Source organism: Glaciecola petra, assembly GCF_031846345.1.
Classification (GTDB): domain Bacteria; phylum Pseudomonadota; class Gammaproteobacteria; order Enterobacterales; family Alteromonadaceae; genus Glaciecola; species Glaciecola petra.
In genome coordinates this window covers 278,078-304,216 of the sequence record NZ_JAVRHX010000003.1, presented here as the reverse complement: position 1 = coordinate 304,216, position 26,139 = coordinate 278,078, and the positions used below count along the sequence as shown (strand labels likewise).

20 protein-coding genes and 1 pseudogene are annotated in these 26,139 nt (G+C 39.6%); 13 read left to right on the top strand and 8 right to left on the bottom strand.

Annotated elements, in window-relative coordinates; all coding sequences use genetic code 11:
• The first annotated feature begins 44 nt into the window (after positions 1 to 44).
• From RM552_RS12140 to RM552_RS12120, 5 genes are all read left to right on the top strand, one after another.
• Positions 45 to 956 (top strand): peptidylprolyl isomerase, encoded by a 912-nt coding sequence (locus tag RM552_RS12140; protein ID WP_311369119.1) that lies wholly within the window; start codon positions 45 to 47, stop codon positions 954 to 956.
• Between the two features lie 2 nt (positions 957 to 958).
• The gene (gene tmpT, locus RM552_RS12135; protein ID WP_311369118.1) at positions 959 to 1,606 is read left to right on the top strand and encodes a thiopurine S-methyltransferase; all 648 of its coding nucleotides are present in this window, start codon (positions 959 to 961) and stop codon (positions 1,604 to 1,606) included.
• Between the two features lie 142 nt (positions 1,607 to 1,748).
• On the top strand, positions 1,749 to 3,158 hold the full coding sequence (locus RM552_RS12130; RefSeq protein WP_311369117.1) for a sigma-54-dependent transcriptional regulator: 1,410 nt from the start codon (positions 1,749 to 1,751) through the stop codon (positions 3,156 to 3,158).
• A gap of 19 nt (positions 3,159 to 3,177) precedes the next feature.
• Positions 3,178 to 3,738 carry a heme NO-binding domain-containing protein gene (locus tag RM552_RS12125; RefSeq protein WP_311369116.1) on the top strand — a complete coding sequence of 187 codons (561 nt, stop codon included), beginning with the start codon at positions 3,178 to 3,180 and terminating at the stop codon, positions 3,736 to 3,738.
• On the top strand, positions 3,728 to 5,695 hold the full coding sequence (locus RM552_RS12120) for an ATP-binding protein (RefSeq protein WP_311369115.1): 1,968 nt from the start codon (positions 3,728 to 3,730) through the stop codon (positions 5,693 to 5,695). Before RM552_RS12125 ends, RM552_RS12120 begins: the two co-directional genes overlap by 11 nt.
• Before the next feature lie 9 nt (positions 5,696 to 5,704).
• Here the strand turns inward: RM552_RS12120 and RM552_RS12115 are convergent, their stop codons facing one another.
• Positions 5,705 to 6,115, bottom strand: a complete 411-nt coding sequence (locus RM552_RS12115; RefSeq protein WP_311369114.1) for a hypothetical protein — start codon at positions 6,113 to 6,115, stop codon at positions 5,705 to 5,707.
• A gap of 19 nt (positions 6,116 to 6,134) precedes the next feature.
• A complete protein-coding gene (locus tag RM552_RS12110) occupies positions 6,135 to 6,905 on the bottom strand; it encodes a DUF1194 domain-containing protein (protein ID WP_311369113.1) in 771 nt (256 codons plus the stop codon).
• A gap of 314 nt (positions 6,906 to 7,219) precedes the next feature.
• On the opposite strand from RM552_RS12110, the gene RM552_RS12105 reads away from it, so the two are divergent.
• The 5 genes from RM552_RS12105 (at position 7,220) to RM552_RS12085 (ending at position 15,969) form a co-directional block, all read left to right on the top strand.
• Entirely contained in the window at positions 7,220 to 8,047 is an 828-nt protein-coding gene (locus RM552_RS12105) for a hypothetical protein (protein WP_311369112.1), read from the top strand.
• 108 nt (positions 8,048 to 8,155) lie between these two features.
• Positions 8,156 to 9,376 carry a sterol desaturase family protein gene (locus RM552_RS12100; protein ID WP_311369111.1) on the top strand — a complete coding sequence of 407 codons (1,221 nt, stop codon included), beginning with the start codon at positions 8,156 to 8,158 and terminating at the stop codon, positions 9,374 to 9,376.
• Between the two features lie 196 nt (positions 9,377 to 9,572).
• Positions 9,573 to 10,451 (top strand): DUF1295 domain-containing protein, encoded by an 879-nt coding sequence (locus tag RM552_RS12095; RefSeq protein ID WP_311369110.1) that lies wholly within the window; start codon positions 9,573 to 9,575, stop codon positions 10,449 to 10,451.
• A gap of 130 nt (positions 10,452 to 10,581) precedes the next feature.
• Complete coding sequence (locus RM552_RS12090) at positions 10,582 to 13,668, top strand: KAP family P-loop NTPase fold protein (protein ID WP_311369109.1); 3,087 nt, start codon at positions 10,582 to 10,584, stop codon at positions 13,666 to 13,668.
• A gap of 162 nt (positions 13,669 to 13,830) precedes the next feature.
• The gene (locus tag RM552_RS12085; protein WP_311369108.1) at positions 13,831 to 15,969 is read left to right on the top strand and encodes a GGDEF domain-containing protein; all 2,139 of its coding nucleotides are present in this window, start codon (positions 13,831 to 13,833) and stop codon (positions 15,967 to 15,969) included.
• Between the two features lie 543 nt (positions 15,970 to 16,512).
• Here the strand turns inward: RM552_RS12085 and RM552_RS12080 are convergent.
• The 3 genes and pseudogenes from RM552_RS12080 to RM552_RS12070 form a co-directional block, all read right to left on the bottom strand.
• Positions 16,513 to 17,577 (bottom strand): annotated as a pseudogene (locus tag RM552_RS12080) (polysaccharide lyase family 7 protein); the annotation flags it as partial.
• Between the two features lie 83 nt (positions 17,578 to 17,660).
• Entirely contained in the window at positions 17,661 to 18,104 is a 444-nt protein-coding gene (locus RM552_RS12075; RefSeq protein ID WP_311369107.1) for a VOC family protein, read from the bottom strand.
• A 56-nt stretch (positions 18,105 to 18,160) separates the two neighbouring features.
• Complete coding sequence (locus RM552_RS12070) at positions 18,161 to 18,526, bottom strand: VOC family protein (protein ID WP_311369106.1); 366 nt, start codon at positions 18,524 to 18,526, stop codon at positions 18,161 to 18,163.
• A gap of 160 nt (positions 18,527 to 18,686) precedes the next feature.
• Here RM552_RS12070 and ggt point away from each other — a divergent pair, with 160 nt between their 5' ends.
• Genes ggt through RM552_RS12055 form a run of 3 tightly spaced genes read left to right on the top strand, consistent with a single transcriptional unit; the run spans position 18,687 to position 22,546 of the window.
• Positions 18,687 to 20,381 (top strand): gamma-glutamyltransferase, encoded by a 1,695-nt coding sequence (ggt, locus tag RM552_RS12065; RefSeq protein WP_311369105.1) that lies wholly within the window; start codon positions 18,687 to 18,689, stop codon positions 20,379 to 20,381.
• The gene (locus RM552_RS12060; protein WP_311369104.1) at positions 20,381 to 21,355 is read left to right on the top strand and encodes a Dyp-type peroxidase; all 975 of its coding nucleotides are present in this window, start codon (positions 20,381 to 20,383) and stop codon (positions 21,353 to 21,355) included. The genes ggt and RM552_RS12060 overlap by 1 nt, the downstream gene beginning before the upstream one ends.
• 21 nt (positions 21,356 to 21,376) lie before the next feature.
• The gene (locus RM552_RS12055) at positions 21,377 to 22,546 is read left to right on the top strand and encodes a DUF3089 domain-containing protein (RefSeq protein ID WP_311369103.1); all 1,170 of its coding nucleotides are present in this window, start codon (positions 21,377 to 21,379) and stop codon (positions 22,544 to 22,546) included.
• A gap of 15 nt (positions 22,547 to 22,561) precedes the next feature.
• On the opposite strand, the gene RM552_RS12050 is transcribed toward RM552_RS12055, so the two are convergent.
• From RM552_RS12050 to RM552_RS12040, 3 genes are all read right to left on the bottom strand, one after another.
• Positions 22,562 to 23,629, bottom strand: a complete 1,068-nt coding sequence (locus tag RM552_RS12050) for an adenylate/guanylate cyclase domain-containing protein (RefSeq protein WP_311369102.1) — start codon at positions 23,627 to 23,629, stop codon at positions 22,562 to 22,564.
• 87 nt (positions 23,630 to 23,716) lie between these two features.
• Positions 23,717 to 25,015 carry a glutamate-1-semialdehyde 2,1-aminomutase gene (hemL, locus tag RM552_RS12045; RefSeq protein ID WP_311369101.1) on the bottom strand — a complete coding sequence of 433 codons (1,299 nt, stop codon included), beginning with the start codon at positions 25,013 to 25,015 and terminating at the stop codon, positions 23,717 to 23,719.
• Positions 25,016 to 25,049: 34 nt separating this feature from the next.
• Positions 25,050 to 26,060 (bottom strand): aspartate carbamoyltransferase, encoded by a 1,011-nt coding sequence (locus RM552_RS12040; RefSeq protein ID WP_311369100.1) that lies wholly within the window; start codon positions 26,058 to 26,060, stop codon positions 25,050 to 25,052.
• Between the last annotated feature and the right edge of the window lie 79 nt (positions 26,061 to 26,139).

Genomic DNA, 26,139 nt, shown 5'->3' with positions numbered 1-26,139 from the left:
GCTTTACTATTAATCAAGGATTATCAACAGAGTTAATCAGTCATATGAAAATACTTGCCAACTCAATCAAACTGCGTCTGTCAGTTACGTTTTTGTCCCGTTTTTTCTTTGCTGTATGCATAACAATTTGCGGCATTGCCCAGGCACAAAAAAATCAAGTCGAAAAAACAGAGCAAGAATGGTTACCCATTAGTGCCGAAAACACGGTTTATTTAGAAATAGACACAGGTCTAGTGGTGATAGAGCTTGCTCCTTTTATGACACCTCAACAGGTTCAACGTTTTGTTGATTTAGTTAACGAAGGGTTTTATGACAATACCGATTTTTATCGGGTTATTGATGGTTTTGTTGCCCAAGGTGGTGACATGTCTGAGGCAAAAAAAACAATGTTTAGAGACAAAATGCCGCCTGAGTTTACACGTAAGATTCCTAAGCCGAGTGCATTTTTTAGTTTACAAAAGCCTGCTTTGTTGGCCCCAGAAACCGGCTTTTTACATGGATTTCCTGCAGGTAGAGACACAAGCACTAATGAAGAGTGGCTATTGCATTGCCCAGGTACTGTTGCTTTTGCAAGAAGTAATGAGGCGGAGTGGGTCACCCCTGACTTTTATATTGTGATTGGGCAGGCTCCTCGGCATCTAGACCGCAACATGAGTACGCTTGGGAGGGTGGTATATGGTATGCCAGCGGTACAGCAAATTAAAAGAGCAAATGCCGATGCAGCTGGCGGTGTCATCACCGAAGTCGACCAACGTACAAAAATTATTTCGGCTAAAATGGGTAATAAAGTCGCTAGCGATAAACGTTTGGCGATTTATGTACAAAATCAGCTTTCTGAATCAGCAATAAATAGAATATCTAGTTCGAGAAGCCGAGAAAACGAGTTTTTTCATTTTAAAGGTAATGGCAATCTCGACGCCTGTTATTATCGGCCACGTATTAAAATTGGAGAGTAGCTTTGAATCCAGAGTTCTGGCATAAACGTTGGCAAAAAAATGAAATAGGGTTCCATGAGAAAGAAGGTAGTGCGTTGTTAAAGAAATACTTTCACCATTTGGATATGCCAGAAAACAGTAAGGTTTTTGTTCCCTTGTGCGGCAAAACAAGAGACATCGCTTGGCTTTTATCACATGGTATAGAGGTGGTGGCCATCGAGTTAAACCAACAGGCCGTCGAGCAATTGTTTGTCGAGCTTGGGGTTACACCAGACGTCAGTGACCAGGTCGACCCCGAGAGCAATTTAATATGTTATCAAGCTCCCTACATTAGCGTATTTGTCGGAGACTTTTTTGCGCTCACGCAAACACATCTTGGTCAGGTGAATGCCGTTTATGATAGGGCCGCCTTGGTAGCTTTGCCATCTGATTTAAGAAGAGAATATAGTCAACACTTACTAAAAATAACAGCTAATTGTCAGCAATTATTGATTTGTTATGACTATGCAGAAAATTTATTGAATGGTCCGCCGTTTAGCGTCAATGAAAAAGAAGTGCTAGCCCATTATCAATGTCCATTTTCAATTAAGCAACTATACTACGCTAGGATAGATGGTGGATTCCGAGGACAAGAAGCCGTATTTGAAGCGGTATATCTGTTAGCGACTTAATAGTGTGTTACTTGAGTTAAATATATTGCAATTTAAATTGCAATATGCGAATTTATCTACTCATTTTCATTCTTTACTAATAAAAAAATGAAGTGTTATAAGTTATTAAATTGACAAGTCGCAACAGACAATGGGAAGCCAGATGCAAGAACAACGCAGATTACTTATGGTAGAAGATAGCTCAGTGCTTTCACAATTATATGCGTCGTACCTTGAAACTAGCTTTTATGAAATTATTCAAGTCGCAAGTTTACAAGCGGCAGAGCTTGCATACGATAAATATAAGCCGAGTCTAGTGTTGCTTGACATACAACTACCGGATGGCAATGGCTTAGACTTTCTAGGTAAATTAATAAAGTATGATGAGCCTCCCGCAACTATTGTAATGACGGCGCATGGTACTAGCGAAATGGCTGTGTCTGCTATTGAATTAGGCGCATTCGATTTTTTGACCAAACCTTTTGATGCCAGCAGGCTTAAAGTCACCTTAGATAATGCTTATAAACGAATTAGCTTAACCCGTAAAACTAGAGATTTGAGTTCATTTGAACGCTCAAGTTATGGTGATTTTATTGGTGGTTCATTACCTATGCTGGCCGTCTATAAAATGATCGACGCATTAGCAGCTACCAAGGCTAATGTGTTTATTGTGGGTGAAAGCGGAACAGGTAAAGAGCTAGCTGCGGAAGCGATTCATCAAAATAGCGATAGGGCAAAAAAACAGCTGATAGCAATTAATTGCGGCGCTATTCCCAGTGAATTAATGGAAAGTGAATTATTTGGTCATTTAAAAGGCTCATTTACCGGTGCAAGCAATAATCGTGAGGGAGCAGCAAAGCTTGCTGATGGTGGCACCTTATTTCTTGATGAGATTTGCGAAATGAGTCTTGAGTTGCAAAAAAAATTGTTACGTTTTATTCAAACTGGTATGGTTAAAAAGGTAGGTAGCGATAAGCTCGAGAAAGTCGACGTGCGTTTTATTTGTGCAACGAATAAAGACCCATTGCAAGAGGTTAAGTCCGGACGATTTCGTGAAGACCTTTTTTATCGCCTCCACGTAGTTCCATTGCGTTTACCTGCATTGAGAGAACGCGGGGATGATATCGGCAAAATCGCCCATGCATTTTTAAAGACTTACAGTAAGCGAGATGGTAAGTTTTTTAAGACACTGTCTAAAGACACATTGGCAGCTCTGTCTAGCTATCCTTGGCCTGGTAACGTGCGTCAACTGCAAAATGTTATGCAACAAGTAGTCGTACTTAACAGTGATAAAATCGTTCAAGTTAATATGTTACCTAAATACATATTAAATAAAAAAATAGAAAATGATGGACCGGAGTTTTCAACCTTTTCTAATGATTCAGATACTAAAAAAAGTGATTATAAGCAAAGGCGTTTAGATATAGAACCGCTTTGGTTAACTGAAAAAAATGCTATTGAGGCAGCCATCAATAGTTGTGCGGGTAATGTGAATCAAGCTGCTGGATTACTTGAAGTCGCTCCGTCAACTCTGTATCGTAAATTGCAGTCGTGGTCTAATAAAAGCGCTTGAAATTAAGTAGGAGCATAAAATGTACGGTCTAATAAATAGTGCCTTAAAAAACATGATCACTGAAAAATTTGGTGACGAAAAATGGCAAGAGGTTTTAGTTACATCAAAAGTGCCTGAGGATTCTTTTTTAACTATGCGTAGTTATGATGATGCAATCACTTATGCATTGGTTGAATCAGCATCGATTGTATTGGGTGAGAGTCCTGAAACATGCTTGGAGTTATTTGGGGAATACTGGGTACTAGAGACTGCCAGTAAAAATTATACCGCTCTGTTAGATGCTGCTGGTACTAATATGCTCGATTTTATAAAGAATTTAAACGCCCTACATGACCGAATTACAGGTACTTTCCTTAGCTATATTCCTCCTGAGTTTAGAGTAGAAAATGTCGGCGAAGATTTGTACATCATCCATTACATTAGTACCCGCAAGGGCTTAACATCGTTTGTAGTGGGTTTATTAAAGGGTTTAGCAATCCGTTTTAATGCTGATCTAGACATTATCGACATTGATAATAGGCAGGTGGAAACGGGCACGCACAACGCCTTTAAGATTAGAGTTACGCAGATTGAAAACTGAGTCGATGTGGGAAACCTTAAATACATTGTTTTCAATGGTGCTAGTTTGCAATAGTAAATTAGCTATCCTGCGAATAAATTCTCCGCTTCAAAAATATATTCCAGAATCTACTCTTGGGAAATCGATAAACGAGGTTTTTACATTTAGTCGACCCAGCAATGTCAATTCACTAAAAGATATTCTGCAACACAAAAAATCTTTGTTTCTCTTAATCAAAAAAGACAAATCCTTTGCGCTTAGAGGTCAAATGCTTAGCGTCGAGATTGATGGTTCTATGCAGATTGTTTTTGTCGGTTCTCCGTGGTTAGCCTGGTTAAATATTAATCAACCATCGCTTAAGCTCGGCCTTCAAGATTTTGCGGCTGCAGATGCCCAAATGGATCAGTTATTCTATATTTCGACAGAACAGCAAATGGTGAATGATCTTGAATCTTTAAACCGTGAGTTGCTTGCAGCCAAAGCTGAGGTAGAAGCCGCACAGGCAGAAACTAATGCTATATATGCACAAATGAGTCATGAAATGCGCACACCTTTAAACGGTGTGGTAAGTGCACTAGCAATTCTTGCGGAGCAGAATTTACCAAGCCGTTCATCTGAACTGGTTAGTATGGCTAACCTTTCTTCTAAAAATTTACTCAAAATAATTAACTATGTCTTAGATACGGCAAGATTAGAAGCCGGCTATGTGGACGATATACGCGAATCATTTGAATTACGAGCGTTGTTAAAATCGTCCATAAAAATCGTTAAGCCGCACACGCTTGATAAACAATTGCAACTAGAGTTGTCCATTGAGGAAGATCTACCGAGTTATTTCTTTGGATTTAAGGAAAGATTAAGGCAAGTTTTGCTTAATCTGTTGGGCAATGCAGTTAAGTTTACATACACTGGTTCAGTGACATTAATCGCAACAAAGCCTAAAAGTAGTAAATATAATATCCGTTTAGAAGTTAAAGATACCGGTGAGGGTATAGCTGAAAATGATCTTAAAAAGATTTTTAAACCTTTTTATACATCAGGCCCAAAAGACAATCTTAACGAGAGTGGCACAGGCTTGGGTTTGGATATAGTCAGGCGTAATGTGAATGCTTTGGGTGGCGAAATCGGTGTTTCGTCTAATATAGGTGAAGGTTCCACCTTTTGGATGGAAATTCCACTCGAGATTGATGAGCAGGCGTCTTCTGTTAAATCACAATCGACTTTTGAACCTCATAAGTCGATTTTATTAAACGGAGATGTACTTTTAGTTGAGGACAATAAAACAAACAGTGCATTATGCAAAATGTTGCTTGAGAGTTTAGGTTTGACGGTCAGAACTGAGTATAGTGCAGAATCAGCGCTTGCATCTATTGACAAAAAGAAGCCTGATCTTGTGTTTATGGATATTGGATTACCCCATATGAATGGGCATCAGGCCACTGAAATATTGCGGAAAAGCTATTCTCAAGAAGCATTACCCATCTTAGCGCTTACCGCATATACCAACAGTTTAGAGTACGAAAAAAGTATAAATGCGGGTATGGATGATTACTTGATCAAACCTGTAAGCAAAGAAACTTTTAAAGATGCTTTAGTTAAATGGTTACCAAAAATATCAGATACTAAAGAGGCAAAATATTTGCCAGATTTAGCAGTGCTGCGTCAACTTGAGAGTCATGTCAACATCAATAGTTTACAAAAATTAGTTAAACAATTCTGTGATGAGGCAAGCGCAGACTTTACAAGAATGCTGGAATTGGAAGACTTAGTGGAATTAGCGAAAGTAGCCCATAGATTAATTAGCCCATGTGATACTTTCGCTCTATCGGAGCTTGCGCAACAATTTAGGGTAATTGAGGAGCAAGCTAAGCTTGGAATAGGTCTTGACCTTAATCAAATTACAAGCTTTAAGACTGATTTTGAAGAGTCGCTAAGTCTTTTACAATATATTGTAAATAATGAGCTACTCAATGCGTAATATTTTTCTTCACGGTTTAACCAAGCTATAAGCAATGGTATCTGTGTGAATATTGTTCAAATAAACCTCAATGACATATTCTCCCGCGATGTCCTCTTCATTTGTCCTCAAGAAAATTGCTCCGCGTGTCATTACATTCATCGCTTTGCTCATCATCTTTGCTTTTTTACCTTGAGTGTCCTCTGGAAAAATATGAATGGCACCAAGTGTAAACGGGACCTCATCTTTTTTGGTGACGACTAGACCATACAAAGTACCTTCTTTTTTCTCGTGCAATGGAATCTCTTTAGTAGGTTTAAAAGCAATAGGTTCTCCGAGATCATTTTTCATGATTAAACCAAAATTGATAGAAAATTCTGATTCTCTTCCCAAGCTTGTTACACTAAAAATTAATAACATTATAGTTGTTAGTTTTTTCATAATAATACTCCTATTTCCCTTACTTATTTTTTCTGAAAAGAATAACAAATGTTGCTATTACAAACAGAACAATGTTGTTTGGAGAGCTAACCGCAATGGCATCGTTGGGGATAACTCCAGTAACTTCTCCGATGAGTTTCTTTTCAATAGAACCCTGGAAACTCTGAAAGTCTGTTGTGACGAGCAAAAAGGCATCATCACCGCCGATGACATTATCTACAAATTCATCTTCTACATTTTTTTGAGTACTGATGGCAATACCGTTAATAGTATCTATGTTGTTAGACAACGCTATATCACGGGCAACTTCTGGGTCAATTCCACTATTGTTAGTGCCGTCTCCTGAAACATCTATAATTTTTTTTGTACCATTAAAGTCGTTGTTATCAAATTTGGTATAAGAGTAACTGATTGCTTCACCAATGGCGGTCCATCCAGAAAATGGTCGCGCTAAGCTAGCAACCATGTTTGAAAAATCGAGTGAACTATCAACCGAATCTATTAATGTCCAATCAATCATAACTTGTTGTTGTGTAGATCCTGACCACATAATCAGTTGGACAGCTATAGAGCCAATTGGGCCAGAGAGAATACTCTGTTGAAGAGAAGAATTCCCAAAAGCATGACTATACCCATCTAACTGCAATTGATATTCACTGCTATTTACACTTCCTGAAACATCTAAGAGTAATTGTAGTTCAACATCAACTGCAACTTCCTCTATAGCGAATGTGTTCATTGGTATTGAGAACGCTAGCGCATATATTAAATACATAAATTTCGATTTCATTTCACGATTCCTTTTATTCATCTACTTCGAATTGAAAAACGTTTTTTCCGTCTTTTTTCACTGGAGCAAATTCAATGCCAAGTTGAAAAGAATTTTAAGTTATTGAAAATAAACAATAAATTATTTATAGACCCATATAAATCGCATAAAGGAATTCATTATGCGTTGCAAAATGCAATTAAAAATTTAAAGGTTAAATAAATGTGAGTAAAAACAATGATTTAATATATGGCATGGGAGTTGCAAACAGTTAGAGGTAATCATTTGTAATAATTTCTCGGAAGAGATAAATAAAGAAGTTTGAGGTTATAATTATGCCAACACGCGAGTATTATATTGGTAAGGAAAAGCCAAAAAATAAATTAACAACTTCGTCAAAGAGTTTATATATTTTGGGTGTTATCTTTGTCGTTTTGGGAGTTGCTAGTGCGTTATTTCTCTACAAGATAGAAATGAATAATCAGAACTTACAAAAAGAGTTAAATAGAGTTGAGCAGCTAAATGAATCAAAAGAATCTGAGCTCGCTATTTTAAGAACGCTGAACCCCTATCAATTTAAGTATAAGCAAATTTTGGGTTCGTCCGAGATTGTAAGAGATTTAATGCCTGGGTGGATAGCTCGAGTGTATCAAGCTCCAAAAAAGATTTCTGAGCTTGCGACTATGATGGATATGGGAGCTTTTGTCTTAGATCAGTCCAAATTTACCTTGTCTTCTCATGAAAGTTACGGTCTCGATACGCCTGAAAACGCCCTTTATCGTCTCAATGGATTGGTTCCCGCTAGTGTGTCGGGTCGTTTCCAAGTTGGCATGCGTTTAGCGTTTACTCTCCCAAATGTCAGAAGAGCTGAGATGGAAACAAAGCAAGCTTCTTGTTTCGCCAGAGTTGACGTAAATAACAAGAGGGTTATAGAGAAAAAAATTCGCTTTTTAGCAGGCAAGAAAGAAAAGCAGTTGTTGACTGGGGATGTTATGGTTCAAGAAGGGATTCATCCAATAAGCGCTCTAATATATTGTGATGAAGATTCAGTCTATTCTGGTCAGGATGTTCAAATTTCACTAACCTTTAGAGACCCAGGGTCTCGGGCATTCAAAACCAGCTCTGAATCGGTATTTCATTTGTACAAGCAGTCTAAGTCGTAAAGTTTTTGATGTTTTACAGCGCTTAATGTTTAGTTTGAGTCCTATACGCTTAGACCTCCTGCTTATTGTTTGATAATCTATCTGCAATATAGTCTGTTGAAGCCTAGTATGAACTTTGTTTTGTATGCCATCCCATTTTTTTTCTTACTCATTGCCATTGAGCTTATAGCGGAGCGAGTCAGAGGCACGCAATATTATCGGGTTAACGATGCAATAAATAGCTTAATGGCAGGTGTATTAAGCCAGGTGTTTGGGTTGATTAAAAAAATGATTCCCTTCACTGTTTATTATTGGGTATTTGAACATTTTCAGCTAACTCAATTACCAAATAATATATGGGTTTGGGCATTCGCCTTTATTAGTTATGATTTTTTTTATTATTGGAATCATCGATTAGGCCACGAAGTGAATTTGTTCTGGGCCGCTCATGTAGTCCATCATTCTAGTGAAGAGTACAATTTAAGCACCGCACTAAGGCAAACTAGTGGCAGTTTTTTAAACTGGATATTTTTTATTCCAATGGCTTTTGTTGGCGTCGACCCACTCCTTTTAATTAGCGTAGGATCATTAAACTTAATCTACCAGTTTTGGGTGCATACAAGGCATATTCCAAAGCTTGGTTGGTTTGAGTGGTTTTTTGTAACGCCCAGTAATCATCGTGTTCATCATGCTCAAAACCAGATCTATCTGGATAAAAATTATGGTGGTGTATTTATTATCTGGGACCGTATTTTTGGCACATTCCAAGAAGAACTAGACAATCAAAAGCCTATATATGGCGTTAGAAAGCCATTGAGTAGTTGGAATCCTATATGGGCTAATCTACAAGTTTATACACAGCTAATTAAAGACAGCTGGCGCGCAAAGCGTTGGCAAGACAAATGCTCAATATGGTTTAAACGCACAGGCTGGCGCCCAAAGGATGTTGAGCAGACTTTCCCATTGATGCAAACAGATTTAAATAAGTTCACTAAATATGATCCGGCTTTGTCGTCGCGCCAAAAGGTATTTGCAGTGGCTATGTTTATGGTATTGATAGGTCTTGGTCTAGTGAGTCTCTTTTTTGGGCATTTACTTTCAACAGCGAGCTTCGCAAGCTTAATAACTGTCGTTTTATTACTCAGTGTTTCGATTGGTTTTTGTTTAGAGAAGCGGAAATGGGCGAATACTTTTGCCGCCTCGACACTCGCCATAACACTACTACTGCTAGGCTTAATTTATATTCCGTATTGGGTATATCTTAGTCTAACAACAATTAGCATTGTGACACTGGCATTGTTAGCTTTATGCTTTTTTGATAAAACGCCGCGGCTAAGATCTGACAAATAGAGAAATTGTGTGTTTGTAGAATTAGGTTAGAGTATGTTATTTCAAATAAAATGTGCCAAAACCTTAATCCCATACGTACAAGCAAAAGACCAAGGGTGCTTGAACGTGAAAGTCGATCGATTACAACTTTTTCAATCGGTCGTTGTTAACCCTAAATTCGGCACAATTGGATAATAAACCCGTTTTAGGAATATAAATGAATAGTAAGCTACAAGCTTTTGTCGTACTGCTCATATGTGCACTGCTGAGTTTTGCCTTAACTCAAGCAACAGGTGCGCATGTTGTGCAAGTGTTTGGCTTACCTTTTATTGCGGTAAGCGCGTTGTTGGCGTTTGGTATTCAATGGATAGCCTTTTTACCCGCATACATAAAACAAACAGAACGTTTTTACGACATTACCGGAAGCGGCACCTTTATATTATTGGCCTGTATGAGTCTAGCTATTATGCCAACGCTTAGCATCTATCAATGGATGCTTGGATTAATGGTTATTATTTGGGCGTTACGCTTGGGTGGTTTTCTCTTTAAGCGTATTCAAGAAGACGGAATCGATGATAGGTTTGAGCATATAAAACCCAACAAATATAGTTTTTTTACCGCTTGGACTATTCAAGGGTTGTGGGTTTTATTGACGTCGCTCGCCGCCCTAAGCGCAATCACATCGGTCAATCAAACTGAACTTGGCCTAACAGGGTTGATTGGTTTTATCGTTTGGTTAATTGGTATGTTGATTGAAAGCATTGCGGATTATCAAAAGCGCGCATTTAAGCACGCTTGCAAACAAAAAACGGCTGGGCAGGCGGCTTTCATTGCCTCAGGGCTGTGGGCATATTCTCGTCATCCTAATTATTTGGGCGAAATATTATTATGGATTGGGGTCGCAATTGCGTCATTTCCGATACTCACGGCATGGCAGCATGTTGTGTTGATCTCCCCTGTGTTTGTCATCCTGCTCTTGTGTAAAATTAGTGGAATTCCTTTACTTGAATCTAAAGCGAAAAAGAAGTGGGGTGAAGACCCAGCCTATCAAGCGTACAAAGCAAAAACACCGGTTTTGATTCCACGCTTATTTTAATCACTCAATTATTCCTTCATTAACTGAACCTGATTAAACCTTGACCTGCTTTTCTGTGTTTTGCACTTTTTATATATTTAATAGATACTCAAGTTGGTAAGGTTGAGCCAAGCTACAAGGAATCTGAGCGATGAATGTCGATAAGCCCCAAAAGAAAGGGTTAGATGCGCAAAGTTTTGATGCGCAGAGTTTCGAAAAGAGCGGTGGTCAAACACAATCCGATGATATGCCTGATGCAGGTAAGCTTGTTAAGCAACCATTTCCTATCAAGCAATTTTTGTTTGCATGTTTGAGTCTGCTTATTGGGGCCCTATTGTTTTGGGTTTTATCTACTTTTGCTAGTTTGGATCCTGATCCATTAAAACAGGACTCTTCCAGGTTTAAAATCGCATCTTTTAATTATTTAATAGAACGCAACGCTCCTTTGCGTTTACCACTTATTAATAGTGACGTAAGTATTAGTCATGTTGGGAGCGTAGCTAAAGACTTGGCCCTTAGGTTTGAAGATGGTCGCCAAGTACTTATAAGCAAACAGGACGAGCAGAGTAAGTCCCCTTATAGCGCGGTAGCCTTAAATACCAGCGATAACAGCTACATACCTGAGCCTTTGGTTTTAGAATTTAACGCTTCTCGAGAAGGTTTAGATGGACAACAAACGAATCAACTTGATAGTTTGTTGCAGCGAATAAGCGAAGCTGGGGAAGATGCTTCTTACAGTATTAGGATATACGCGTTTTCCAATCCGTCAGAGTCTCAAGAAGTTCAGTCCTCGCTGGATGAAGCTGTGTCTGCATTTATACAGCCAATTAAACGCCCCTTTAATGCATTGACATCGGTTACTAGTCTTTTACAAACACGGCAAGATAAAATGCCAAGCTCTTTGTTAAAAATAGCTTTAAATTCTAAGTTGAGTGAGCCTGACACACAAACCCAGAAAGAGGCGCCAATCCAAGACCTTGAACAGAATACCGCTCCTCCTGTTAATCCTAACGACTATACAAGGGTGTCAAATATATTGCTTTTACAGAAGGTACTAAATGTTTCAAATTATCTGCGTTCGGGTTTGCTAAAAAATGGGACTGTTGTTCAGATAAATACAGATAATACAGTTCTCTCAAATCTGAGCTTGGACTTACAAGCCGGTGTAGTGGTTGAATTTTCTAGTGTATTACCCCCCATAGACTGGTCTGACTCAATCAAAAATATTGCAAACTTTGAAATTAATACGCAGGCCGAATCTCGCGAAAAATTTCAAATTGTTAATAACGATATCGTTAATGTAATACACGCTGATTCAACAATAGAGACAATTGCAATTTTACCCTCAGCGTTGCAACGATTTTATGGGAACGGAAATAATTACGCCGAATTGAGCCCAAAATCTTACCCATCTTTGTTGTCGCTTGCCGTTTTATTTGCGGGCATTTTTGGGGCGCTTTATATTCTGTCATATCGACCAGAAAGACCAGATGCCGATATTATTAAAAAACAGCTTCTTGTTGATAGTTTTGTATCAGATGCACCTGCATCAAATCTTAGTCAAGACAGGCTTGGTTTTGCTGAAATCTCGACGGCGTTATCTCGGTTTTTACGCAATGCTGGCACCAAAGCACCTCTAACATTGGCGATTACCGGGGCTTGGGGGAGCGGAAAATCATCGCTGATGTATTTCTTAAAAGAAAACCTTCTTCAATTTCATATGCAACCAGTTTGGGTAAATGCATGGCATCATCAAAATGAAGAACAATTTCTTGCAGGATTGCTTAATGCTGTAAGGCGAAATGCCATCCCTCCTTTTTGGAGCTCAGCGGGCTTACTCTATCGATGGAATTTACTAAAAATGCGCTGGCACGACGCTCCATTCTTTTATTACAGCTTCGCATTTATCTTTTTAGCATCTCTCACGTTTATTTTAACGGCAGATACGAGCTTGCCAACTAGTTCGAATCAAATTTCATTTACCAGTATTCCATTCTTGAGCGCATTGATTGCCGCATTGCCTATTCTCAATGCGGGCATGGACAAGATTTCGAGCTTATCTAGGGCAAGCCTTGTACAAACATTGTTGAAAGGTGGGAAACAGGGCTTGGATTTGCGCGCAAACCTTGGTTTGCGTGAAAAATTTGCAACTGAGTTTGGCATGCTATGCGATGCCTTAGGTGACAGCACACTCACAATTTTTATAGACGATCTAGATCGCTGTAAAGAATCTCGAATAATGGACGTCATGGAAACAATCAATTATTTGGTAAGCAGTGGTAATTGCTTCATTGTTATTGCAATGGAAAGAGATCCCGTTGAAAAAGCTATCGAGTCATACTACAAAAGCACTTACAGTGAACTAGATGCCAATAAATTAAAAATAAAGGCTCGCCGCTACTTAGAAAAAATTATTAATATTGAAATTCCTGTGCCTAATGCTAACGAAGAGCAGTTTAAGGCCTTGGTAAAAGTAAAGGGCTTTGAAGCTAAAACAAGCAAATTAAAATGGATTAAGCAGTTTGTTGTAGTCGGTTCATTGGTAGTTAGTATTATTTTAGGATACGTTTTAGCCTCCGCTATAGAAGCACCTCAACCAATTCCTGTAGAAAATGACACGGAACAAGCGGTTGTTGACGGTAAAAGTCCCAATGGTGAAAGTCCCAACGGTGAAAGTCCCGATATAAATGCTCCTGCAGACCCTTCAAAAAGTGAAGAACAGCAGAACATCGTGCCCACAGAAGTAACAACACCCTTAGAAATCGGGCAAAATAGAAGCCAAAATCGAAGTGAAGTTATTATTATTCCTTTACTCTTGATTGTCGCCATCGGAATGTTAATTAGAACTGAGCGATACCGCCAACGAAAACGGATCGTTGAAACTGACTCAGAACCCTTTTTAGTGGCTATTTCAATATGGGCCCGTGTGATGGGTATGAGCAATAAAACGCCACGAAGTATCAAACGGTTTGTTAATCGAACCCGATTTTTAGCGATGAGGAACGCTGAGTCTGAAACAAACATCAAGGAAGAAAACTTAGTCACTTTGGCAGCATTAATCGATATTGCAAAAGACAAGGGACTGTCAGACTTTGACGATATTGACAAACATTTACCGCCTATTAATAATGCGGATTTAATGCATCAAGTGAGCGTTCTTATTCAAAAATGTCACGCTATTAGTGCTGAAAAACGAGCACAATTACAACGGTGGATAAGAGGGTTTAATGTTAGCTAATTTTTTGTAAGCTCAAAAAATCGTCAAACAAAGGTATTTTTGGGACCGAAATATCAAGATATTGGTCGCCCAACCGATAAACGTTTATGAGAAAAAAATTGCAAACGAATGACGCATATAACACAGCTACAATTATCTCGAATAATTGAGGATTCATTATAAATGAGTCGTTCTCCCACAGTACCAATATTTGCAAAACCATATTTTAGCATTTTAGTGTGCTATTTGGTGTTGACGTGTGGGAATATTGCAAACGCTCAAGATATATCAGTTCAACAAGAAACTAATCCTATAGCGCAAATTTCTGATTCTATCGCCTATCTTGAACAACTACGTTCAGACAAAGACTACCAACAAGTTCACAAGACACTCGACTTTTTGATGTCTGACCTATTGTCACAAAGCGACGAACTGTTAACCGCAAGAGTGTTAAGAATACGCGCATTTACTTTCTACGAACAAGGTCTTTATGAAGAAGCGTTGGCCGCGTTCAATAAAGTACTGAAGTATTTATCGCGAGATGATGAAGAAGCAATAACAATGAGAGGCTCGACATTTCATCAAATAGGTCAAACATACAAAAGGTTAAAGAATTTTGAGCAGGCTTTACGTTTTCACAATAAAGCCCTCGCGGCGCATACCTTTTTGCAAGACAAGACGCTAATTTCAAAGTCGTTGAAAAACGTCGCTATCCTTGAATTTAAACTAAACAATTTGCGTAGCTCTCTTGAATATGTATATCAAAGTCTAGACCTTCAAGAAGAACTAAACAATCCAGAAGAGCATGCTGAATTGCTGGTACTTGCAGGCTCTACGTTCAGGCAATTACAAAGATATGAGACCTCACTGGAATACTTAGATAAAGCCCTACAAATGTATAGAGATTTGAAAGACGTAGGAAAAATTGCTGAAAGCCTTAATCAAATGGGACTGCTATATACTCGTTTAGGAAAGTATGAAGAAGCACAATTGCTTTATCAAGAGTCAATTGCATTGCCCCCCGAAAAAGTGCCAAGCAAAACCCTTGCAGCGGCTTATCGGCAAATTGCAGTATACGAAATGGACAAGGGAAAGTATGACTTTGCAATGGAAATGGTGCAACAAGCACACACTATTTTTAGAAATGCTGACGAAAGAGCTAAGGCTATTATTACGGCTAGGATAATAGGTGAAATTTATCAAAAAAAGGACAACATTTTCCAAGCAAGAGAGTATTACCGTGAATCAATCCGCTTAGCCGTGCTTTCAGATAGTAAAATTGGTCAACTAAAGTCTCTAATTAGATTAGCTAGCAGTTTTTATAATGATGATGTGGAAAAGTCTGAGTCACTATACAAAGAGGCATTGGCGCTTGCTAAAGGTTCTATACACAAAACAGAAGTCGCTAACATTTATAGGCAGTTACAAAAAATCGAAAAAGAAAGAGGCGATTTTCAAAAGGCACTTTTGTGGTCTGAAGCATTAATTGAAATTTCTACGGAAATATATAAGGAACGCGAAGAAAATAAACTGGCTTTTGCTAAAGCTAACTTAGAGTCACATATCATGGAAGTAGAGCTTGATTCTTTGCGAGAAAAAGTCGAATTAGATCAACTTACTCTTGTTAAAAAGAACAACGAAATTGAAATTGCAAAGCAAGCAAGTCGAATTGCCGAACTTGAAATCATTAAAAAGCGCTATACAAATATAGCGCTTTTTGTTTTGCTCGTTATATGTTTTTGTATTGCGTTTTATATTTATCGAGTCTCGATTGCTTCACGAAAACGCAATGTTGAACTCGACTACCTTGCTGATCATGATCACCTCACAAACTGCTTTAATCGAAGAGGCCTGTTTAATATCTTTGAACGTGAGTTTGATGCAAAAGACCAAACGCAAGGTTACAGTATTATTATGGCGGATATTGACCATTTTAAAGAAGTAAACGACACCCACGGGCATGACGCCGGGGATGAGGTGCTAATTAGCTTTGTTGAGTGCCTAAAAGCATCTGTGCGTAAAGGTGATATTGTCGCTAGATATGGCGGTGAGGAATTTTGTCTCGTATTACCTGATACTGCTGTAAAACAGGCAATAGCGGTAGCAGATAAAATTCGTCAAACCATAGAAAATACAACATTCGAAAATATTAGGATAACCTGTAGTTTTGGTATCGCAGAGTCCAACAAGCAAGACGACACGCCTACTAGCATAATCACTAGGGCAGACAATGCACTATATTTTTCTAAGCAGAATGGACGAAACCAGGTCACCCTTTGGCATAAAGATATTGTGATGACAAAAAAAACCGGTAATCGTTAGCATCAGTTTTTAAACAAGCGCAATATGCTTATAACGCTATGCTAGTTAGCTCGGCTAATGTTGCCATTCTTCCTTTAGAACCATTGCTATATTATTTTCAACTTTCACTTCTTTGCGAAATTCTTTTCCGTCATTGTTTACCGAATAAAATTCATAAACAGTGATATCGGTACCATGTTGAATACTTTCAATAATGCGTTTTGCTGAAAAATCAGCAGTATCTTGTAATAGTGCCGTGCTCACGTTTTCAGGTAATTGTAGCCAATCAAGATCCCTTTGGATTTCGACCACTTTCCATTCATTGTCTGTTTGCAACATATCAAATTCTATTTCGCTACCGTCGGCTAAGGTACCTTCAACATCCAAATAAACATTACCATGCTTAAATTCTTTTTCAGCCTCCTTAACCTCAAAATTTGCCTGAATAGCTTTGATAGCAGTAAGAGCGCTAGCCGGTATATCAGCGATGTTAAGTGCTTCTTTTTGATTGAGTGACGCTCCAATTTGGGGTTTCTTAGCTTTTCGAACACCATGGTCTGACCGAGGTTCTGTGCTCTCGCCCAATACTAAACGAGAAAAGGTAACACTAACGTAATCACCATTGGCTTTATCTTCTTCCCAGTTGCCTGTGCCTGGGCAGCCAGCATACCAAAAACCTGGCGCATCTGAGGTGCTGCACTGATTGTAAGCGCCGGCTTTAAAATAATTCCAATCCAAAGTGTAACCATAAGGATGGTCAAATTTATCTAGTTTACCGTAGGCGTCAACGGCATTAGCTAAGTTGATTTTATATTCAACGGTTTCGCGACCTTCTGCAGAAAAACTCAAATACATAACATCTTTATGTACGTTAACTTCGTAATTTATAGACTCACCTAATGCAATACCATTGTCTTTAGGATCATTGCTATCAGTCCACAAATTGCCCCATACAGGGTATGCAATGTCTGTGCGATTGGGGTCATCTTTAGGTAAGTTGCGCTCGTAAGTCCAAAAAACTGAGCCTGTTTTATGTTCAGGCCATTTTTTATAATAGATCTTTAAGGGTTCATTGCCCCATCCAAAGCCTTTTACCTTTTTTTCCCATTTAGTGGCATGTATTTGACCAATAACAACCGAGTATGCAGGTGGTTTATTTGGGTATTTTGCACGCAAAGATACATGATTTACCTTTACGCTAGCTTCCATTTTGCCACCTATTTGTGCAAATCGCTTGGCAATAGGGCTACTTGCGACTGTAAAGCTATTTTTGGGTGACTGCGTTTTAATGCGAGAGCTAGTGCCTTTGAGCATCTGACGTAATTCACTGCGAGAGTTGGTAGTGTTTGGAGTAGTAAAACCATTATTTGGAGAAACAAACACCATGCCGCCATTATCGTCGAGATAGAAAAAATCTGGGTGCGCGAAGTCTTGTAATTTTTTTACCGAAATAGTGTCGGGTTTTTGATCATTATTGCCGTCTATGGGAAGGGTTATATTCCATTCACTGAGGTCAAATTTATCGCCTGGCACACCATGGTCATGCGCATTCAAAGCCGAGGTACTGATTATTAACGCCACAAGTGAAAAAGTTTTACAAACGACAACACGATTTAATTTATTAAACATATTTATATACTGCCTTATCTAAGTTTAATTATTTTCATATCTTCATTAGGTACATGGGACCATTTTACAGGGTATTTGTTCCTTTACCAATCACCTATATTCTCCATAGATGCCCATGGTTCTGTTTTGGGCAAATTATCTCCTTTTTGCAATAGCTCAATCGAAATATTGTCAGGTGATTTTACAAATGCCATATGACCATCGCGAGGAGGGCGATTAATTATCACGCCAGCTTTTTGCAATTTGTCACAAAGCGCATATAGGTCATTAGTTCTAAATGCCAAGTGCCCAAAAGCTCTACCTGTTGTGTATTCGGGCTGTGGATCCCAATTGTAGGTCAATTCCATCAATGGAGATTGTTTACTATTAGCGCTTTCAGAATCTTCCGGGGCACATAAAAATACAAGGGTAAATCGGCCTTTTTCATTTTCATAGCGTCTGGTTTCAATCAAGCCCAATAAATGACAATAAAAGTGTAAAGAGGCATCTAAGTCTGTCACTCTAACCATGGTGTGTAGAAATTGCATAAATATCTCCTTATCAATAGCGCAATAATTATTTTATGCTTGGGACGTCTGGTTTTTTATCTGTCTGTCCAAACTGCGAGTTCATTACCGCATGGGTCTATAAAATGGAAACGTCGGCCACCGGGAAAGTCGAAAATTTCGGTTTTAATAGTTGCCCCCAGGTTTTGAACTCTTGCTTTGCATTTTTCAAGTTCAGTTGAATATAGCACGACTAGCGCGGAACCTTGGTCAGCGTCGGCGAATTTGTCGTGTTTGTAGAAGCCCCCACAAATGCCAGATTTTTCAAATGCGGTGTAATCAGGGCCATAATCGGTAAACACCCAATCAAAAGCAGCGGTGTAAAACGTTTTTATTTTACGTAAATCGTTAGCGGCAAATTCAATGTAGTTGATTGGGGTAAAGTGTTTTCCAGAAGCAGACATTGTCTTTCCTTCATTGTGTTAACTCATTGCTAGGGTTACACTTATACCTAGTAATAACAAGTAAATATCCATGTTTGCACTATCAAATTCAGCACAAATAGACTAACGTTGAATATAAGCCTAAACATGCTGATTCACCTAATCAAGAGACAAGCTTTTTATGCATAAATCAATATCGTTTTTATTTAGTATTCTTGTGGTCACTAGCTTCCAATGCGCGCATGCCTATGATCGTATTACGGGAAAACCGTATGCTAGTCGCTCAGAGGTTATTGCGCAAAACGGTATGGCTGCTACTAGTCAACCACTCGCGACTCAAGTTGCACTCGATGTCTTAAAGCGAGGTGGCAACGCCATAGATGCTGCTATTGCAGCGAACGCAATGTTAGGCCTAGTAGAGCCAACAGGCTGCGGTATTGGAGGTGATTTATTTGCCATTGTATGGCATGCAGAGACCAAAAAATTATATGGTTTAAATGCATCAGGCCGGTCTCCTCAAGGTTTAACGTTAGAGACATTTGCTGAAAAAGGCATCACTGAAATACCAAAGTTTGGGCCTTTACCAGTATCTGTGCCCGGTGCTGTAGACGGTTGGTTTATGCTGAATGAGCGCTTTGGCTCATTACCTATGCAAGATTTACTAGCGCCTTCTATCGAATATGCGCGTTCTGGTTTCCCTGTGACAGAGCTGATTGCTTACTATTTTGAGATAAATCAAAAGCGTATTGGGCAATACCCTGGTTTTAAAGAGACCTTTACGATTAATGGTAAAACACCGCAAAAAGGACAAATTTTCAAAAATCCAGCACTTGCCAACACCTATGAAAAAATTGCTACTGGTGGTCGTGACGCTTTTTACAAAGGCGATATAGCTCGCACGATTGGCGCGTTTATGGAGAGCCAAGGCGGCTTCTTAAGCTATCAAGACATGGCTGCACATTATTCTGAGTGGGTTGAACCTGTGTCGAGTAATTATCGTGGTTACGATGTGTGGGAGCTCCCTCCCAACGGACAAGGTATCGCCGCGCTACAAATACTCAACGTAATGGAATTATACGATGTAGAAGGCATGCAACGTGACTCCGCCGAATTTGTACATACTTTTGTTGAGGCAAAAAAATTGGCCTTTGCTGACCGCGCAAAATTCTATGCAGACCCAAGCTTTAATGAGCTGCCTGTCGATTGGTTGATTTCAAAAGAATATGCCGCTGAGCGTCAAAAGTTAATATCGCCAGAAATTGCGGCCAAACGTGTTGATGCCGGCAAAAACGAAGGTGATACGATTTATCTCACGGTTGCGGATGGGCAAGGAAACATGGTGTCGCTGATTCAAAGCAATTATCGTGGCATGGGCTCGGGAATGATACCAACTGATTTGGGCTTTGTTATGCAAAACCGCGGCGAAATGTTCGCTTTAGAAGATGGGCATTTTAACCAATATGCACCAGGCAAACGGCCTTTTCATACTATTATTCCAGCCTTTGTTACTCGCAACAATAAGCCTTTGATGAGTTTTGGCGTAATGGGAGGGGGAACACAACCACAAATGCATGCACAGATCATAATCAACATGATTGATTTTGGAATGAGCTTACAAGAGGCAGGTGATGCTCCAAGAATTTTACACACCGGCTCGAGCAGCCCAATGGGAGCGGTCATGGAAGATGGTGGATTTGTCAGTTTAGAATCTGGCTTTAGTCAGGCTACAAGGCGCGCATTGCTTAAAAAAGGGCATACTCTTACTGATAGTCTTGGCGCCTTTGGAGGTTATCAGGCCATAATGTATGACGATAAAAACAAAGTATATTATGGCGCATCTGAAACAAGAAAAGATGGTCAAGCTGCGGGATATTAATGAATCAAGCTCAAAAAGGAATATGTGCTGAACCTAATCTGCACGCTTTATATTTACTCTTTAATGTGGTTGATGATGATGTTGCCAGTATGCGTGTAAAGCTGACTACATTGCTTGATATTTTTGATCATTTTGATGACGAACATTATGAAGCTATGATATCCGGTATAATAGGCGTAGGTAATGCCTTTTGGGATGAGTTATATCCTCATAAACGTCCTAAATATTTGTCTACTTTTCCCGACATGCAATGTGAAGACCGCTGCGCACCAGTACTTCCTTGTGATTTGTTTATTCAAATTAGAGCTGATCGTTTAGACATTTGCCAAGCAATTGGTATTGAAGTGATGCAAGCACTTAAACTGCACACTGAACTCATCGAACAAGTGCAAGCATTTCGATACTTAGATGGGCGTGACTGGACTGGTTTTGTCATTTCTGATGACAGTCCTAGGGGAAGCAAGAAGTTCGCAATTAGTTTAGTTGACGAAAATGACGCTGATTTTAGCGCAGGCTCATACGTTCATATTCAGCGGTATCGTCATGACATGTCAAAGTGGCAAAAATTGTCAGAGAAAAATCAACAACAAGTGATGGGTAAAACCAAAGAACACAACTTAGATGTGGTAAATACAGGGCTAGATTCGCACTCATTTAGAACGAAATTAGTCGGTCCATTAGGCGAATATCCGACTTTGCTTAATCAGAGCATGCCTTATGGAGATATGAGCACACAAGGTTTATATTTTGTATCGTGCAGCGCTCATCCAAACGCGTTTAAACACTATTTGCATAGTCGCATCTATGGTGATGAAAACGGCCATTACGATAAGTTATTAGATTATTCTAATGCAGAAACAGGTGCGGTATTTTTTGCGCCTTCTATCAGTTTTATACGTAAAAACGCCATACTAGAAAGTAATACCGAACCTGATCTCGAAAAAACTCCGCAAGATTTTGGCAATGCTGAATAAAAACAAACAAGGTAAATTGTTTTGAAAACGTTTATTAAATGGTTAGCAATATTAGCAGTGACTTTTTTTCTGCTAGGTGCCATAGGCTATAAATTTATTGAGTATCGTATGTTACCTAGTTTACCTTTTGTTGAGGATACCGTCCCTCAAGCACCCGATTACAAGAATAGTGATTTTTGGTTTGCGCACCCTGAAATACAAGATACCGCAGACCTTATTCCAGCAAATGCAGATACTAGTCAAGATATTGAGAATAAATCCATAGATGTATTTTTTATCCACTCTACCGGCTATGTTGGACCTGGTGGCTGGAATTCGAATATGGCTCATGAAAATTCTGAAACTCAGTCGTTAGAATATATGCTGTCGAGTATGGCCAGTGCTTTTAATGGATGTTGCGACATTTACGCACCTAATTATCGGCAAGCTCATTTAACTGCTTTTAGTAATGAAGATAGTACATCTAGTTTTGCTGCATTAGATTTAGCATATAGTGATGTTGAATCTGCGTTTGAGTACTTTATTGACAATATAAGCAATGGTCGCCCGTTCATGATTGTGGCACATAGCCAAGGCACATTGCATGGCTTACGCCTAATCGCAAATAAGATTGATAAGCACGCTTTGCGTGAACGTTTAGTGGCAGCTTATACGATAGGCTACTGGTTACCGAAAAATATGTTTGAGCGAACATTTTCAAATATTTCTTTATGTGAATCCGCTGAGCAAACTTCGTGCATTGTGTCGTACGATACTTACGGTGAGGGCGGCGCAATGTCTGTGGGCTTACGACATTGGTACCCCGAGGGCTGGGAAACAACGCAAGTTGGAGATATTGCATGTGTTAATCCTTTATCGTGGAATACCAATACAGCAAAAGTCTTCGCTGATCAGCACAAAGGTGCTTTTCCGGTTGAGTTCAAACGCACACCGGTCGATATGGTTATGGCCAATAATCCAGAGTATATATTTGAATCGCTTCCTGATTTAAGTCCTAATCTGACATGGGCGAAGTGTGATGAAAGTGGTGTATTGCACATTGCTGAACAAGTCGACAATGCCTTTTCTAACCATTTAAATAATGCAGACAAAAGTTATCATGTGTTAGATTTTGGTTTATTTTATGGCAATTTGAGACTCAATGCGATAGAGCGCAGTAATGCTTATTTGCGGAAAATAGAGTCGCAGTAGTAATGAGTGTGTAGGTTAACTCAATAACTTTTGGCAAACATCAATATGATGTGCAAAAACCTTGTCATCTTGGTGCTCTTGATAAGCCTGACAAAATAGAGCTAATGCTTGTTCGTATTTTTTTGCTTCTCTAAGCGCTATGCCTTCTTTAATAGTGGCAGCAGTACTCTGTTTACGCGCGATTTCTTCAACTGTTTCATGTTCAAAAATCTCTATTAATTCGATACTTGTCGTTTTTCCCTTTAAGACGATATTGTCTACTAAGCGATGCGCAAACCTGAAGGTCGAATACGCCGCATCGCATAAATCTCTACTAGCCAATATGTCTACATTCAACTGCTCAGTCATGGCTTCTATGCGTTGGGTGATGTTAACAGAGTCACCAATTACTGTTGTATCCATTCGGTCATCAGAGCCAACGGTGCCAATAACAACCGGGCCTATATGCAAACCAATACCATTTTTTATGGTGTGATATCCGCTGTGTGAACGATGGTCGTTATACAATCGTAGCGCTTTTTGCAAATCTAAAGCTGCTCTTACCGCGTCTGCTGCTTTGTCAGCAGAACTGCCAGTAGGGTGGTCAAATAAGGCCATTATTGCGTCACCAATGAACTTATCAATAAAGCCATTGTTGGCATGTATTGGTGCATTCATACGTAAAAAATACGAATTTAAAAAATTCATTAATTCTTGCGGTGACAAGCGTTCTGACAAACCGGTAAAACCACGAATATCGCAAAACATGACGGCTACTTCGTCTTCATCAGCATATCCTAGCGCAAGCTTGTCAGCACCACCTTTATCAAAATGATCAACAAATTGGCGTGGTACAAATTTTTGGAAGGTTTGGTGCAAACGCATAGCTTCGTTTGCTTTATCGATAATTTCGGGTTCGTCTTGTGCGGCATCCCAGTCTACCGTTTTGCTGGGACTCAGCGGTAACTCTCCACGTTGCGAGCGTTTTAACAGCTGAAATTCTAACATTGCGTCTAAATGACCAGCAACTTGTGTTTTTAAGCGCCACCATAATAATGTCATGCCAAGGGCGTATATCGCTAACACTACTACAACATATATCATCGATTGTTTATCCGTTTACCCAATAGAAAAGTGCACTAAAACAATAACCAAAATGCTACTTTTACACAGTCTATTGTCGTAAAAGTCCTAATCGTTCGCTGATGCTGTGATTCCAGCAAAAGCTCGATCGGCTGCTGCGAGTGTTTGTTCTACCACAGTTTTTGTATGCATCTTTGAGACAAAACCGGCTTCAAATGACGCGGGTGCTAAATACACACCTTCATTTAACATATTGTGATAAAACTGATTAAACTGCGCTTGATTAACGCTAATTGCCTGTTGATAATTAACCACTTTTTTATCGCTAGTGAAAAATATACCAAACATGCTACCCGCCACATTTGTGGTCAAACTTATGGCATTTTTATCGGCCATTTTCTGAAAACCATCAGCTAAAGCTTGGGTATTTTCAAAAATACTTTCATAAAAACCAGGCGCTTTTAATTGCTTTAAGGCACAGAGCCCAGCCGCCATCGCTATTGGGTTACCCGACAGGGTGCCAGCTTGATATATGGGACCGGTAGGCGCTACATGAGTAAGAATGTCACGTTTACCACCAAATGCTCCAACTGGCATGCCACCACCTATGACTTTGCCTAAGCATGTAAGGTCAGGCACAACATTGTATTTTTCTTGTGCACCACCAAGCGAGACTCTGAAACCTGTCATCACTTCGTCAAAAATTAATACGGCTCCGTGCTGATCACATAGTTTGCGTAATCCTTGTAAAAACCCGTCTTCAGGTGGTATGCAATTCATGTTGCCAGCCACAGGCTCTACTATAATGCACGCAATGTCGTCACTATGTTGTTCAAACGCTTCTGCAACAGAATCTAGATTATTAAATTCAACAGTTAGTGTGTGTTTTGCAACATCATCGGGTACGCCAGGCGAACTAGGCACGCCAAAGGTAAGAGCACCTGAGCCAGCCTTTACTAGCAATGAGTCGGCATGCCCATGATAACAACCTTCAAATTTTAACAGTTTATTTTTGCCGGTGTAGCCGCGAGCCAAGCGAATAGCACTCATAGTCGCCTCTGTACCAGAATTCACCATCCGTACCATTTCCATCGACGGCACAATGCTACTCACTAATTCTGCCATTTCAATCTCGGCTTCAGTTGGTGCGCCGTAGCTTAACCCGAACTCGGCAGCCTTGATTACGGCTTCTCTTATGGCTTGATTATTATGACCTAGAACCATTGGGCCCCAAGAATTAACATAATCTATGTACCGTTTGCCATCTACATCGAACATATAAGGACCATCTGCTTTCGCAATAAAGCGAGGTGTACCACCCACCGCTTTAAACGCTCGAACAGGAGAATTAACGCCACCTGGGATAGTGAGTTGCGCGCGTTCAAATAGAGTTTCTGATTTATTCATACTGATTATTGTGTTACCAAATTAAATGTAAAAGTTATTTGTTTTTTGTATACCAATATACCGGCTTTATATAATGCTGTACTTTCTCTGCTACGTCTAAGGTCAGTGCAAACAGTGCCATGCGAACCAAAACGCCATTATCTGTTTGCCTAAATATGGCTAGGTTAGGATGCATATTCAAATCGTTATCAAGCTCGTTAGCTTCGGCTCGTGAGTCTCTTGGCAATGGATGCATGATTACGGTTTGAGATTTAAAATGCTTAGTGTAAATTTGTTGGTTTAGCCTAAACTTACCACGAAATTGATTAGCTAGTTCTTGGCTAGCAAAACGTTCTTCTTGTATCCGTGTTTGATAGCAAATATCAGCCTCTACTGAACCCTCTATTTTTTCGGTAATAATAAGCTCATGACCAGCATTAGAGATGGTATCGCACACTTTTGAAGGCATGCTTAAATCTTTTGGGGATATTAGCGTAAATTTAACATTGTTAAATAAGCTAAGCATGGTCGCTAAAGAATGCACGGTACGTCCAAAGCGCAAATCCCCAATCATCGCGATGTGTAAGTCATCTATTGTTAAGCCTAAAGATGCCCGTTCTTTGGCAATGGTGTATAAGTCTAATAAGGCTTGAGTTGGGTGTTCGTTTGCGCCGTCCCCGCCATTAATCACCGGTACCCGACTTCCCGCAGCAAATTCAGCAACAGAGCCAGTATCGGGGTGACGCATTGCAATAACGTCACTATAACCACTTAAAACTCTGGCAGTATCGTACAGCGACTCACCTTTAGCTAATGCAGAATTGCTAATGCCTGTTGTTTCGCGAACATGCCCACCAAGTAAATTAAACGCGGTCCCAAAACTTACACGGGTACGGGTGCTTGGTTCAAAAAAGAGGTTTCCTAAAATGGCACCTTCTAGCACAGTGGTGCGTTTTTTTCGGGAAGCGTACGGCAGCATTTGGTCAGCAACCGAGAATACTTTTTCGACGGCTTCGCGGTCAAACTGATTGACACTTAGGATATGTTGTCCGGCAAATGAATTCATTTCTATGTTTTTTTGGCAGGTTTATTACTGAGCGCATTGTATCAAAATTTGATTTTACTGGGGCGCTTTTTTAGCGATT